The sequence below is a fragment of the Actinomadura verrucosospora genome, assembly GCF_039540335.1.
Classification (GTDB): domain Bacteria; phylum Actinomycetota; class Actinomycetes; order Streptosporangiales; family Streptosporangiaceae; genus Spirillospora; species Spirillospora verrucosospora.
The window spans coordinates 274,686-288,255 of sequence record NZ_BAABEV010000005.1 but is presented as its reverse complement, the minus strand read 5'-3'; the positions used below and the strand labels follow the sequence as shown (position 1 = coordinate 288,255).

General features: G+C 68.4%; 11 protein-coding genes. 7 read left to right on the top strand and 4 right to left on the bottom strand.

Annotated features, from left to right (window positions below; translation table 11 throughout):
• Position 1: 1 nt before the first annotated feature.
• Genes ABD944_RS08640 through ABD944_RS08620 form a run of 5 tightly spaced genes read left to right on the top strand, consistent with a single transcriptional unit; the run spans position 2 to position 4,984 of the window.
• Positions 2-1,627 carry a phytoene desaturase family protein gene (locus ABD944_RS08640; RefSeq protein ID WP_345174131.1) on the top strand — a complete coding sequence of 542 codons (1,626 nt, stop codon included), beginning with the start codon at positions 2-4 and terminating at the stop codon, positions 1,625-1,627.
• Positions 1,624-2,034 carry a Rid family hydrolase gene (locus ABD944_RS08635; RefSeq protein WP_345174129.1) on the top strand — a complete coding sequence of 137 codons (411 nt, stop codon included), beginning with the start codon at positions 1,624-1,626 and terminating at the stop codon, positions 2,032-2,034. The genes ABD944_RS08640 and ABD944_RS08635 overlap by 4 nt, the downstream gene beginning before the upstream one ends.
• Complete coding sequence (locus ABD944_RS08630; protein WP_345174128.1) at positions 2,031-3,629, top strand: FAD-dependent monooxygenase; 1,599 nt, start codon at positions 2,031-2,033, stop codon at positions 3,627-3,629. The genes ABD944_RS08635 and ABD944_RS08630 overlap by 4 nt, the downstream gene beginning before the upstream one ends.
• A 1-nt stretch (position 3,630) precedes the next feature.
• The gene (locus ABD944_RS08625) at positions 3,631-4,593 is read left to right on the top strand and encodes an MBL fold metallo-hydrolase (RefSeq protein WP_345174126.1); all 963 of its coding nucleotides are present in this window, start codon (positions 3,631-3,633) and stop codon (positions 4,591-4,593) included.
• A gap of 25 nt (positions 4,594-4,618) precedes the next feature.
• The gene (locus tag ABD944_RS08620) at positions 4,619-4,984 is read left to right on the top strand and encodes a cupin domain-containing protein (RefSeq protein WP_345174124.1); all 366 of its coding nucleotides are present in this window, start codon (positions 4,619-4,621) and stop codon (positions 4,982-4,984) included.
• Between the two features lie 25 nt (positions 4,985-5,009).
• Here the strand turns inward: ABD944_RS08620 and pdxR are convergent, their stop codons facing one another.
• On the bottom strand, positions 5,010-6,422 hold the full coding sequence (pdxR, locus tag ABD944_RS08615) for a MocR-like pyridoxine biosynthesis transcription factor PdxR (protein WP_345174122.1): 1,413 nt from the start codon (positions 6,420-6,422) through the stop codon (positions 5,010-5,012).
• 348 nt (positions 6,423-6,770) lie between these two features.
• Here pdxR and ABD944_RS08610 point away from each other — a divergent pair, with 348 nt between their 5' ends.
• Positions 6,771-7,178 carry a histidine kinase dimerization/phospho-acceptor domain-containing protein gene (locus ABD944_RS08610; RefSeq protein WP_345174120.1) on the top strand — a complete coding sequence of 136 codons (408 nt, stop codon included), beginning with the start codon at positions 6,771-6,773 and terminating at the stop codon, positions 7,176-7,178.
• Between the two features lie 397 nt (positions 7,179-7,575).
• Positions 7,576-9,882 (top strand): ATP-binding protein, encoded by a 2,307-nt coding sequence (locus ABD944_RS08605; protein ID WP_345174118.1) that lies wholly within the window; start codon positions 7,576-7,578, stop codon positions 9,880-9,882.
• 13 nt (positions 9,883-9,895) lie between these two features.
• On the opposite strand, the gene ABD944_RS08600 is transcribed toward ABD944_RS08605, so the two are convergent.
• From ABD944_RS08600 to ABD944_RS08590, 3 genes are all read right to left on the bottom strand, one after another.
• Complete coding sequence (locus tag ABD944_RS08600; protein ID WP_378191379.1) at positions 9,896-10,066, bottom strand: hypothetical protein; 171 nt, start codon at positions 10,064-10,066, stop codon at positions 9,896-9,898.
• 27 nt (positions 10,067-10,093) lie between these two features.
• The gene (locus ABD944_RS08595) at positions 10,094-11,650 is read right to left on the bottom strand and encodes a multicopper oxidase family protein (protein ID WP_345174116.1); all 1,557 of its coding nucleotides are present in this window, start codon (positions 11,648-11,650) and stop codon (positions 10,094-10,096) included.
• Positions 11,651-12,194: 544 nt separating this feature from the next.
• Positions 12,195-13,256, bottom strand: coding sequence for a YihY/virulence factor BrkB family protein (locus ABD944_RS08590; protein ID WP_345174114.1), 1,062 nt, complete (start codon positions 13,254-13,256; stop codon positions 12,195-12,197).
• Positions 13,257-13,570 lie beyond the last annotated feature (314 nt).

The following is a 13,570-nucleotide window of genomic DNA, read 5'->3' as shown; positions in this document are numbered from 1 at the left end:
CGTGGGCTACGAGAAGGAGTACGACGGCATCATCATCGGTGCCGGGCACAACGGACTCATCACCCAGGCCTACCTGGCCCGGACCGGCCTGAGCACACTGTCGATCGACAAGGGCCAACATGCCGGTGGCGGCCTGCAGACCCCCGAGGACAACGCCCTGCCGGGCTTCTTCCATGGCACCCATGCGGTGTCGCTCAAGGGCGTGACGTCATCGCCCTGGTTCAAGGACCTTCAGCTCGCCGACTGGGGGGTGCGGTTCGTCGCCCCGGACCCCTCGATCACGAGCATCCAGCGCGACGGGCGCGCCATCGTCTGGTACGCCTCCCCGGAGCGGACCGCGGAGTCGATCGCCCAGTTCTCCGAGCGCGACGCCCGCACCTGGCGCACCATCGCCGGGGAGCACCAGGACGTGGTGCGCGAGCTCGTCGGCCCCGAGATGTCTTCTCCCGCGGTCGGCTCCGAGAAGCGGGACCGAATCCTCCGGGGCTCCGAGCTGGGCCGGCGCTACCTGAAGTACGCGCCGCTGTCGCCGCGCCAGTTCATCGAGGACACCTTCGAGAGCGACGCGGTCAAGGCGATGCTCCTGTACTACTGCGTCATCCGCGAGGTCGACGTCAACGTCCCCGACCAGGGCAACGTGGTCCCGACCTTCCTGGCCTCCCAGGTCCCGGGCGAGATCGCGGTCGGCGGCTCGTACTCGCTGGCGCGGGCGCTCAAGCACGACGTCTACGCGCACGGTGGCCACATCATGGAGCAGACCACCCCGCGCCGCATCGTCGTCGAGGGCGGGCGCGCGGTCGGTGTCGAGCTGGAAGACGGGTCGCTCATCCGCGCCCGCCAGTTCGTGGCCAGCAGCCTCAACCCGCACCAGACCTTCCTCCAGTTGCTCGGTGACGACTCGCCTGCCGAGCTCACCCAGAAGACCCAGGACTTCAAGTATCAGAAGGTGGGGCAGATCTTCGGGGTCAACGTCGCCCTCAAGGACGCCCCCGACTACACCGCCGCCGCCGCCAACCCGGACATCAACAAGGCACGGCTGACGTTCCTCGGCCTGGACGACCCGGCCGACGTGCTGCGGCTCTACGACAACGCCGACCGGGGCATCGTGTCCGACCAGGTGATGCTGATCGGTGGCTGTCCCACCGTGCACGACCCGTCGCAGGCGCCACCGGGACACCACGCGGCGTACATGTGGCAGAAAACGCCGTACGCGCTAGGGGGTGACCCCGCCAACTGGGACACCCACAAGGAACGACAGTTGGAGACGGTCCTGGACTTCTGGCGCGGGTACGCCCCCAACCTGGGTGGGGCGAACCTGCTCGGCGCGTTCGCCGGCACGCCGCTGGACACCGAGCGCCGGTTCCCCAGCATGCAGCGCGGCGACCTGTTCCACGGCTGGTTCGGTCCCGGTCAGCGCGGCGTCGACCGTCCGTTCCCCGGTATGAGGGGGCACGCCGTGCCCGGCGTCGAGAGGCTCTACCTGGCCGGCTCCAGCGCGCACCCCGGCGGGAACATCACCGGCTTCCCGGGCTACCTCGCCGCCTCGCAGATCGCCGACGAGGTGGGAATCTCGCGCTGGTGGGGCGTGCGTAACATCTGGGCCGAGCTGGCCGGGGGCGAGCGGTGAGCGGGCCGGAGCCGATCGCCGTAGCGACGCCCGCGCTGCCGGCGGGTCCGACCGAGCGGTTCGCCTACTCCTACGCCGTCCGGCATGGGCGTGACCTGTTCGTCTCCGGTCTCGTCCCGTTCGACCCGGAGGGCCGGATCGTCGGGATGGACGACCCGGAGGCCCAGGCCGAGCAGGTCTTCGCGAACCTGGCCGCGATCATGGCGGCGGCCCAGGGCAGCGTGGACGACGTGGTCGAGACGACCACGTACTGCATCGACCGGAACCACCTGCTCGCCATCAACGAGGCCCGGGTGCGTTGCTTCACCGGGGCGGTGAAGCCGACGAGCACGCTCCTGGTCGTCGCCGGCCTGGCCCGTCCGGAGTTCCTCGTGGAGATCTCCGCACGGGCGGTGCTCCGGTCGTGACGGCGTCGCTGAGGACCGACGTCCTCGTCGTCGGCAGGGGGCCGGTCGGGATGACGCTCGCGCTGCTCCTTGCCCGGTACGGCGTGGCCAGCACGGTGGTCGATCCTGCCGACCGTGAGATCAGGCTCAGCTCCAAGGCCGTGCTCATGCACGGGGAGTCGCTCGAGATCCTGGCCAAGGTGGGCGTCGGTGACGCGATCGGGCGGACCGGTGTCAGGCTGAGTGGATCCCGGGTCTTCGTCGGCACGAAGGAGCTCCGCCACGACCGGTTCCCCGTCCCCGACCCGGCCGGCTACGCGATGGCGGTCAACTTCCCGCAGAGCGAGACCGAGCGTCTGCTGCTCGACGCGGTGGACGAGGAACCGCTGGTCGACCTGCGTCTCGGACTCACCTTCCGGGGTCTCGTGCAGCACGAGACCCACGTGGCGGCGGAGCTCGTGGACGAACGTGGCGACCCGGTGCACGTCGACGCCGGCTACGTCGCGGGCTGCGACGGGGCCAGGTCCACCGTGCGCAAGGAGTTGGACGTCCGATTCGAGGGCCACGCCCACGACGACCACTACCTGATCGTCGACGTGCGGGCGGACCTGCCGTTCCCCGACGAGCGCCGATTCGTCTTCCATCCCCCGGCCGGGGCCGGCCGCACGGCACTGATCCACCCCCAGCCGTTCTCGCTGTGGCACCTCGACTTCCAGGTCGGGCACCCGCCCGACCTGGAGTCCGAGGCCAGAGACGGGACGCTCGACCGCCGAATCCGAGCCGTCATCGGGGACCACGACTACGAGGTGACCTGGTCCACGTCCTACGTCTTCAAACAGCTCATGGCGTCACGGTTCTCGGTCGGGCGCTGCTTCCTCGTAGGTGATGCGGCGCACCTCTACGCCCCGTATGGCGCACGTGGCCTCAACTCCGGTCTGGCCGACGCCGACAACCTCGCCTGGAAACTCGGCATGGTCGTCACCGGGCAGGCCGCGCCGGCCCTGCTGGCGACCTATGGCGAAGAGCGGCACGCCGTCGCCCGGCACCACTTCTCCGTCACCTCCGACACGGCCGCGTTCATGGCACCCACGACCAGGCGCGGACGCTGGCGGCGCGACCTCACGCTCGCACTCGCCACGCGGGTGCCGGCGGCCCGACGCTGGGTCGACGCGGGTCACTTCTACCGGCCCGAACCGGTCGCGATGTCCTCGCTCACTGTCCCGGACCCGATCGAGTCCCGGGCAGCCGTCAGGTCCGGAGAGCTGATGCCGGACCTGCCCGCCAGCCTCGCGCGCGAAGGCCACCCGCTACGGCTGCGGGCGGCGTACGGGCTGCACCCGATGGTCGTCGACGTCCCGCAGCCGGCCGGCGACCACGACGACGTGGAGGTGACTGTGCACCACCTCGGCGGCGGGCTGGGGCCGACCAGGTTGCCCGTGCGCGGGCGAGTGGCCCGCGAACGCGTCCTCGGTGCCTGCCAGGGCGGAGCCGCCCTCCTGGTCCGTCCCGACGGCTTCGTTTCGCGACGTCTGGACCGTGGGCCCTCTGGAGCCGACGGCGACGTCGTCGCCGAACTCGCCGACACGGCCTGCAGCCTCTACGGAAAGGAAGCCTGACATGCCCCAGAAGCCTTTCGCCTCCAGCGCGGACACGACCGCGAAGACCGAGACGCTCGAAGTCGTGGCCGACGGCGTCTACGCCCTCACTGCCGAGGGCGACCCGAACGTCGGCGCCATCGAGGGAGAGGACTTCCTGGTGTGCTTCGACGCCCGAGCCACGCCCAGCGCCGCCGCCGACTGGCTCGAGCGGCTGCGGCACCACACCGACAAGCCGGTGCGCTACCTGGTCCTCTCGCACTACCACGCCGTCCGCACCCTCGGTGCCGCCGCGTTCGAGGCCGACGTCATCGTCGCGCACGACCGGACCCGCCACCTCGTCGCGGAACGCGGTCGCGAGGACTGGGCCAGCGAGTTCACCCGGATGCCGCGGCTGGCCAAGGACCCCGAGACCGTACCCGGACTCACCTGGCCCGACCTGACCTTCTCCGAGCGACTCACCATCCCGCTGGGCGGAGAGCGCGGCGACCTGGTCCTCTGCCACCTGGGCCGGGGTCACACCGAGGGCGACATCGTGGCATGGCTGCCCGGGCAGCGGGTGCTCTTCTCGGGCGACCTCGTCGAGTCACGCGCCGCCCTGTACACCGGCGACGCCTTCCACCGCAACTGGGTGAGCACGTTGGACGAGGTGGCCTCGCTGGAGGCCGCGGTGCTCGTCGGCGGCCGGGGCGCCGTCAGCCGCGGACGGGACGCCGTCGACGAAGCGGTCGAGCAGACCCGCCACTTCCTCCAGGTGATGCTGCGTGAGGTGGGCGGCGTGCACCGGGCAGCGGGTTCGCTGCGAGACGCCTTCGCTGCCGCCCACGGCGCCTTGGTCGAGGACTACGGGCGCTGGCCCATCTTCGAGCACTGCATGCCGTTCAACGTCGCGCGCCTATGGGAGGAGCTCGACGGGGTCGAGCGCCCCACCGTGTGGACTGTGGAGCGAGACCAGCAGATCTGGGATCTGCTCCAGGGCGCATGACACCGACCCGACCGGAAGGACGCACGTGACCATCAGCTTCGAGGCGTCGAGCCTCAACGCAGAGGATCTGCGGGAGTCCCCGCTTGCACCACCGATCGCCCAGCCGCTCGCGGGGCCCATCACGACCCGCAGCCAGATCATGTTCTCCGCCGAGCGGCAGGGGATCCTGGCGGGTGTCTGGGAGTGCGAACGCGGCACGTCGCGATGGGATTTCCACGAGCGGGGGGAGTTCATCCACGTCCTCTCCGGACGGATGACGGTGCGGCAGGACGACGGCGAACCCGTGGAGATCACGGCCGGGCACACGGCGTTGTTCCCGGTCGGCTGGACCGGCATCTGGGAGGTGCACGAGAGGTTGCGCAAGGTGTACGTCGTCTTCCGGGCCGAGTGACAGCCCGCGGATCGGGTCCGACCAGTCATTCGAGGCCGGCGCAGCACTCGGCAAGAATTCGCACACCGTCCTCGATCGACGTCGCGGTCGCGCGGGCGTAACCGAGAACCAGGCCGCGCCGCTCGCTCGTGCCGTGGTCGTAGCGCCCCAGTCCGTAAACCTTCACGCCCCGTCGACCCGCTTCACTCACCAGGCGGTTCTCGTCGATTCCTTCAGGCAATCGCACCAGGAGGTGCAGCCCGGCGGCGATTCCAGCAGTCTCCAGTGCCGGCAGGTACCTGTCGAGTGCCTCGAGCATCCGTGCCCGCCTGGCGCGGTAGAGGCGTCGTGACCGGTTGAGGTGCCGCTCCAATTGGCCGTTGTCGACGAGCTCGGCGAAGATGAGTTGGACCAGCGCGGAGACGCCGAGGTCGATCCCCTCCCGTGCCTCGACGACGAGCCGGTTCCAGCGCCCCGGCAGGACGAGCCAGCCCAGCCGAACCCCCGGCGCGAGAAGTTTCGTCGACGAGCCCACGAAGGCGACCCGGGCGGGCGCCATGCCCTGCAGGCAGCCTACCGGCCGCTTGTCGTAGCGGAACTCGGCGTCGTAGGCATCTTCGAGCACCAGCCCGCCGACGGCTTCGGCCCAGTGCACCAACGCCTGCCGTCGCTCTGCTGACAGCACCACCCCGGTCGGGAACTGGTGCGCGGGGGTGACCAAGACCATGCGCACGTCGGGGTGTCGTTCGAGCACCTCGACCTTGATCCCGTCCTCGTCGACCGGGATCGGCACCAACTCGAGCCCTGCGGCCGATGCGAAGTCGCGCATGGGCGGCCAGCCGGGATCCTCGACAGCGAGCTTCGTATGGCCGGCGCGTGCGGCCGCCCGGCAGACCAACCCGATCGCGTGGGTGGCCCCTGCGGTCGCATGGACGTGGTCGGGTTCGGCCACCACCCCCCGAGTGCGGCCGAGAAGCTCGCAGACGCTGATCTTGAAGGCCTCGATGCCTGACGGGTCGATGTAGTGGAGGTTGTCCCACTCCGTGCTGGCGAGGACGGTCTGTGTCGCTCGTGCCCATGCACTCGCGGGGAAGGCGGAGATGTCCGGCTGCCCGGCGGTGAGGTCGATCCGGTAGCGCGTGACCGGCTGCTCGATCACTGGGTCCTGCGGCGCAGCCCGCCACGACAGTCCGCACACCCGCGTCGCACCGCCCTGCGTCGCCTGCAGATATCCCTCGGCGATCAGCTGTTCATAGGCCTGTACCACCACCCACCGCGAGCATCCGAGCTCCGACGCCAGGTGTCGGGATGACGGCAGCGCGACGCCTTCACGCAGGCGTCGGCTTCGAATCGCGTCGCGTAGCGACCCCTCGAGCCGCGAGGTCAGCGTCCGCTCAGGCCTCTGGTCGATGTCGACCAGGGCAAGATCGGCCGTGAACTTGGACCGGCGGATCGCCATGCCCGCACTCTCCTCACAACTGGTCTGGCTGAAGGAGCGAATACTGGACTATACGACCGATCCGGCCGCCCATACAGGCCAGCGGGAACCGAGTCGAGGAACCGGTCGGCCGGCCGTGAGCGCAAAGATCTGGTAGCAGAGGGCGGCGGCTGTCATGCGAAGGCGGGATCAGGCTGGATGGGCTCGCTTGCCCGCGCCCGCGGGCCGGGAGGCGATCCCCGTCCCGGTCGGACACCCGATCTTGCACTAGATCTAGGTAGTGATACCCGTACTTCACCCCCCGCCGCGACCTCTGCCCTCAAGGCACGCTGGACCGGTAAGCAGATGAGCTTGACGGAAGGCCGAACCATGAGCCAGCAGCAGACGCAAAGCGCGCCCCATGCATCCGGAAGCCAGGTGGTCGAGATCCGTGACGTTGCGACGACCAAGGCCCCTCTCGATTGCCTGGGTGCAGACGACCTCGCCCGGCGAACTCCGCGCGACCTGAGCCACGACCTGCGCACACCGCTGACCGCGCTTCGACTTCACCTGGAAGAGGCGCTGATGTATCCCGAGGATCTTGATCCTTCCGTCACTTTGCGGGCAGCGATGCGTTACGTGATGGCTCTGGAGCGGAACGTGACCGACTTTCTGTCCTCCAGCAGCCGGGGATGCGGCGCGCAAGTGCCTTCTCAGGAGGATGGTTGCCCAGGCGGTCATGGGAGAGCTCTTGACCTGGGAGCTGATGGTGATGGCGCCGCCAGGCTCGACACCTGAGCTCCTCGCCTACGGCATGGTTGGGCCGCTCACTCATCCGACAACCTGAGCACTGGTTCAGCAAGTCTCGCCTCGGTCGCGTGGCGATGCGTGGTCGCGGCACCGACCCCGAACTCGGTCGGCAACCGTCATCAAAGCCTCATCCGTAGTCGATATCTAGGGAGGAGGGGTGGGCCGGGCGTCATCGATAGGGAGGCGGCAGCGGTACGGCGCGTCATCGCTGACACACGTGGCTCATGCGTCACACCAGTCGCCAAGGCCCCGATACACACTTGAGTAACCATGCAAATTCGTAAAGCTCCTGGTGAGAGGCTTTTCGTCTCGGGGTTCCCTATTAGCATGAAGTATGGCTCAAGACGCATCGCCGCAGGTGGTCGGTAGCCTCCCGCCCGACGCGATGGGCATCGTCGGCCGCAGGCGGGAGGTGGTCGAGGCGAAGAGGCTGCTTTCCGACACGCGGTTGTTGATGTTGACCGGTGTCGGCGGGGTCGGTAAGACACGGCTGGCGATACGGGTGGCAGCCGAGGTCCGGCGGGCGTTCCCGGACGGTGTCTGGCTAGTAGAACTGGCGGCGCTACAAGACGGTGACTTGCTGGCGCGCAACGTTGCAGCCGCTCTGGGGCTGCGAGATCGGTCAGTCCGGTCTTCGGCCGAGACCCTGGTGGATTTCCTGCAGGGTAAGCGCCTGCTTCTGGTGCTGGACAACTGCGAACATCTGCTCGAAGCGTGTGCGCCCCTGGTCGAGAAGCTCCTCGGTGGGGCCGGGGGATTGCGGATCCTGGCGACCAGCCGGGAGCCCCTGAGGGCCAGGGAGGAGGTGGTGATGGCGCTGGCTCCGTTGTCGGTACCGGACCGGGTCGAACAGGTGACTCCGCGTACGGTGGCCCAGTACGAGTCAGTGATGCTGTTCATGGAACGCGCGAGGGCGGTTCGGCCGGAGTTTGTGATCAGCTCCGAGAACAGCTCCATGCTGGCGAGGCTGTGTCGCCAGCTCGAGGGCATCCCGCTCGCGCTGGAATTGGCGGCAGTTCGACTCCGGGCCCTGTCACTCGAACAGATTGTCGACCGGCTTGACAATCGTTTCCGATTCCTGACCCAGGGATACCGGTCCGCCCTGCCTCGCCACCAGACGCTGAAAGCCACGGTCGACTGGAGCTACGACCTGTGCTCCTCGGCGGAGCAGACGCTGTGGGCGCGGTTGTCCGTGTTTCCCGCCGGATTCGACCTCGATGCCGCCGAACAGGTCTGCTCAGGAGACGGTATCGCGCACGAAGATGTCCTCGGTCTTGTGACGAGCCTCCTTGAGAAATCGATTCTTATTCGCGAAGACGATGACAAAATAGCACGGTATCGACTGCTTGAAACTCTTAACCATTATGGCCAAGAGCGCCTGGATGAAAGCGGTGCGCAAACGTTGTATCGCCGCCGCCACCGCGACTACTACCGGCAACTCGCCGAACGGGCAAATCTTAATTGGTTCAGTCAGCGGCAGGGTGATTGGTTTGCCATGATGCGCCAGGAACTGCCGAACCTGCGTGCCGCACTGGCTTTTTCCTTGGCTGATACCGACCGGACTGAGGCGAGCCTGGACATCGCCACCAAGCTCTACGGATACTGGGTCTTCAATGGAGCTCACAGCGAGGCCCGTCACTGGCTCGACCAGGCGCTCCGGAAAAATAAACGGTCGAGTCCGGCGAGATTCGAAGCGTTGGCCGTGGATGCGACCTTCGCGCTGATGCAAGGGGAGATCGATGTCGCCCTCCCCATGATGAATGAATGTCGAGAGCAAATCGCACATTCTGACGATGGTCGGTCGCAGGCCCTTCTCAAGCTGCTCTTGGGGCGGGCCTCCTTCTTGACCGGGGATCTCCCACGTGCAATAGGCGAGTTGACTGAAGCGCGCGACTGGTATCGCGAGAACCAGAAAAAGCTTGCCGATAACGGAAGTGTGAACGAAGCCTTCTTCGCGTCTTTCTACCTGGCTACTTCCGCAGCATTTCTCGGGTGTGACGGCTCGGCTGATCTCGCCGCCGAGTGCCTGAAGATGGCCGAATCCGCGGATGCCCCAGGCGAGATATCCATGGGGCGATGGGTCGTCGGTATCGACTGTTGGCGAGCCGGTGACATCGAACAGGCCGGCGCATTGTTCAAGGACAGTCTCCACATAGACTATGTAATAGGCTATCGGTACAGTCCCGTCTGGAGTTTTGAGGCGCTGGCTTGGGCTGCCTCCGCCCAGAAGCAGTACGAACGCTCCGCTTGCCTGCTCGGCGTTGCCGACGCCCTCCGGCGGTCCTTGGGTCTGTCTCTGGAGAAATTCCGGCCGTATGCCCTTGCCCACGAAACTTGCGAAAGGCAATTGCGTTCTGCTCTACGGCATGAGAAGTACGCCACGGCCTTTCGATTTGGGGCAGGTCTTGACTTCGACGAGGCGATTGCTTATGCGCTGGACCCAGATAGCCCCGTGCAGACGCAAGCCGAGCCGCCGGATCCCAGCACTCCTTCCGTACTGACAAGACGTGAGCTGGAAGTCGCCCAGCTCGTCGCGGAGGGCATGAGCAATAAAGAGATCGCCGCAAGGCTCGTCGTCGCTCAACGCACCGCGGAGGGCCACGTCGAGAACATACTCGTCAAACTGGGTTTCAACTCTCGCGTACAGATCGCCGCCTGGATTCTTGAGCACCGGAACGCTTCCCGACAGTGACCAGACGGAGCGATCAGCCGGATCTGCTGTGGTTGGACAGGCCAGGGCGCTCGTAGGGCCGATGAACTTCGTCGCCGACGAGAGTGATCGGGCCGTCGTAGCCGTGATCCCGCCGCAGGGCTTGCGCGGCCTTGGCTCCGGCGAGGCTCGCGCCGGTAATGACGATTCCGGCGTGTTCGGGCATGACGCTCCTTGTAGGTGGAGGGCGGGGTCAGAGCACTTCGAAGTTGGCCATCATCCCCATGTCCTCGTGTTCGGCGTTGTGGCAGTGGAAGAGGTAGCGGCCGCGATAGCCGTCGAAGCGGGTGAGGATTTCCACTGACTCGCCTGGCCGCAGGGAGACAGTGTCCTTGAGCCCGGCGTCACGGGGCAGCGGCGCCCTCCCGCTGCGCGAAAGCACCTTGAATCCGACCAGGTGCAGATGGACGGGGTGGTGGATGTCGGCGGCCAGCCGCCAGACCTCCACGTCGCCGAGCCGGACGGTGACGTCGGTGCGGGCGGGGTCGAACGGCCTCCCGCCGATCACCCATCCGTGGCCGCCGTTCATGCGACCCGCGCGGAAGGCGAAGTCACGCACCCGCACGGCGTCCGACCGGCTCCAGGTGGGCAGGTCGGTCGACAGGACGCGGGGGACGCGGCTGTCGTCCCGGGCCTTGCGCGCGACGCGGAAGGCCATCACGTCCCGGGTCCGCCCGGAACCCAGCCGGTTGACGACCTTGACCAGCCCGCCGACTGGGATGCCGGAGAAGTCGACGACCACGTCGTAGCGTTCGGCCGGTGCGATCGGCAGCGACCGGTGGCGGATCGGTCCGGCGAGCAGCCCCTGGTCGGCGCCGACCTGGATCAGGTCCAACCGGCGGCCGTCCTCGGCAACCGCTTCCAGCTCGTAGTGCCGGGCGTTCGAAGCGTTCAGGACGCGCAGCCGGTACCGGGCGGCATCGACTTCGTGCACGGGCCACGGCGCGCCGTTCACCAGGATCACGTCCCCGAGGACGCCCGCGAGGTAGGGCTCCTCCACCCCCGGCTCCGTGCGCAGCGCCGGGTCGAGGGACGGGTAGGCGAGCGTGCCGTCGGCGTGGAACGCCCGGTCCCCGATCATGAGCGGCAGCTCGCGCGGGCCGGACGGAAGGCCGAGCGCCTCCTCGGCGTCGTCGCGCACGATGTGCAGCCCGGCGAGGCCCCGCCAGATCGCGGGGGCGGTGAAGTCCATCCGGTGGTCGTGGTACCAGAGAAGCGTCGGCCGCTGGTCCAGCGGAAAGGCGTAGTCCCGCGTGAGCCGGGACGGCACCGCGCGCGGGTCGTGCATGCTCCGCGCGCCGCCCACGCCGCCCGGCATGCCGTGCATCCCATGCCCGCCCTGGACCGCGTCCGGCCATCCGTCCGGCAGGACGAGGTCGGTCGGATATCCGTCGGAGGCGGCCGGGGTCCTGCCGCCGTGCAGGTGCACGACGGTCGGCACCGGCAGCTCGTTGCGGTGCCGCACGCTGACCGGCCGTCCGCGGCGCGACTCGATCGTCGGTCCGGGGAAGGTGCCCTCGTAGGTCCACAGCGGCGTCCGCACGCCGGGCAGGACCTCCGCGGTCACCTCGCGCTGGGTGATCTCGTACCGATCGATGCCGCCGGTCGTGGCGACCGGCTTCAGCACTGGCGGCAGCGGCAGCGGCACCTGGAACGGCGGCGGCAGCCGAACCCGGCTGCTCAGCTCCGCGCCGGTGCGCGGTGGACGCCGGGCCAGCGCGTTGGCCGTCGTCAGGCCGGCGACGGCCACCGCCCCGAGCGCGCCGCCGTAGCTGAAAGGCCTGCGCCCGAACCACCCGATCGCCTGGGGAGAGCCCGGAGACAGAACCTCACCTCGGCGCGTCCCCGATGACCCGCCTGGCCTCCTCCGGCGTGGCCCGCCGCAGGAGCGCCCGACTCTGAGACTGGATCCCTCTTCCTCTTTCCGCGGAAGGCGCACAATGACGTTCGAGAACACCATGTTCGGCGGCGGCGACGTACACAGCGCGACCGCTCTCTACGTGCCGCAGGATCCGACGCACCACGACCTGGCGTGGTGATGGCGTACTGCGCTCCCATGGTCGAGAGGGCACATTGACCGCCGCACGCTGGCCGCCCACACCGGCGACCCGCCGCCCCCCAAGCGCCCTGGCTCCGCGCGCCCCATCGGAACGGTCAGCGGCGTATCGACGAACGGCATCACCACTTTCTCCACGGCTCGGCACTCCACCCCGCAACGAGCACGGCTCGCGGCTCCACGCCGCGCCATTACTTCGCAACTAATGTGGTGCGGGGAGCAAACCGGCCCAGGACCCTCAGGGGTTCTGGTCTTTGCGGAGCCGGAGTCGCCTGAGCAGGTCGATGAGGCCGCGGATCGAGGTGATGAGTGCCGAGCCGACGGCGCCCACCAGTGGCTCGCGTTCCTCTTCGGCGGTCGGGCCAGGGTCCGGTGTGGCGGGGACGGGGCAGCGCCCGCGATAGGCCTCCAGTTGGGCGGCGGACGCCAGGCCGAAGAACAGCGCGATCGAACTGAGGAACGACCACAGCAGCAGCGCCATCACCGCGGTGAGCGGACCATAGGTGCTGCCGAACGTGGTGTGCTGGCCGGTGTAGAACGCCAAGCAGAACGTGAACAGGGTCCAGAGCGCCAAGGTGACAAGCGCGCCGAAGGCCAGCCACGTGTGGCCGGGTTGCCTGCGGCGGGGAGAGGCGCGGAACAGCACCGAGGTGGAGGCCAGCGCGAGCAGGAAGCCCAGCGGCCAGCGCCCCAGGTCGAATGAGGTGCGCAGACCGTCACCCCAGCCATAGACCTTGGCGAGAGCGCCTCCGATGGCGTCGCCGCCGGCCATGACCGTGAAGCCGGAGACCATGAACGCGCCCGCCGTGACGGCCAGCATCGCCGCTCTGCCGTACTTGCGGTGGAACGGACGGTCGCGTTTCATGCCGTAGATCCGGTTCGCGCCGCGCTCGATCTGAGCCATCGTGCTGGTCAGGGACGCCAGCGCGGTGGCGAGCCCCAGCCACAGGGCCAGCGCGTCGCGGCTCCGCCGCTGCTCGCCGAGCACCTCCCGGACGGCATCGGTGTCCCCGCCGGGGGCCAGTCGGCTCAGCGTCAGCTCGATCACCTGGCCCAGCTGCTCCTGGTGGGCGACCGAGCTCAGCCCGACCAGGGCGATGGCACCGGGAACGATCGACAGGCACATCTGGAAGGCCAGCGCCCTGGAATGGCTCATGCCATCCCCGTACCTGAACCGGATCCAGGAGTCCCGGGCCAGGCGCCACACGCCGTACTCGCGCAGGGTGGTCCAGGCATCGCCAGCCGAGAGCTCCTCGCCGCTCATGGTCCGCGTCTGGGGCACGAGAGTCACCGATGTCACGGCGCAACCGTACCTTTGCCCTGATATCACCCGCCCTGCTCCGCGCTCCCGGGACTCAGGTCAATGCCACCTGCGGCCACCGGCCGCCCACGCGACGCCGCCCCCAAGAAGCAAATGGCTGAGGGTGTGGCCTCTCTGCGAGGACGCCAGGGGAACTGTTCCGGGAGCGAGGCCGCACGGTCGCCGCGTGGATTCGCGAGCGCCGCCTGGAACAGCGCCGCCGCGAGCTGTCCGAACCCTACTCGCGCCTGCCTGATCAGCGAGGGCGCGGCCCGGTGGGGGGTTCTGCCGGCCTCAACATCTCCCAGTCGTTT

What these genes read in the sequence shown, in the direction of transcription:
- ABD944_RS08625 (WP_345174126.1), top strand. Translation starts at nt 3,631, where the DNA reads ATGCCCCAGAAGCCTTTCGCCTCCAGCGCGGACACGACCGCGAAGACC.
- pdxR (WP_345174122.1), bottom strand. Translation starts at nt 6,422, where the DNA reads ATGGCGATCCGCCGGTCCAAGTTCACGGCCGATCTTGCCCTGGTCGAC.
- ABD944_RS08610 (WP_345174120.1), top strand. Translation starts at nt 6,771, where the DNA reads ATGAGCCAGCAGCAGACGCAAAGCGCGCCCCATGCATCCGGAAGCCAG.
- ABD944_RS08605 (WP_345174118.1), top strand. Translation starts at nt 7,576, where the DNA reads ATGGGCATCGTCGGCCGCAGGCGGGAGGTGGTCGAGGCGAAGAGGCTG.
- ABD944_RS08600 (WP_378191379.1), bottom strand. Translation starts at nt 10,066, where the DNA reads ATGCCCGAACACGCCGGAATCGTCATTACCGGCGCGAGCCTCGCCGGA.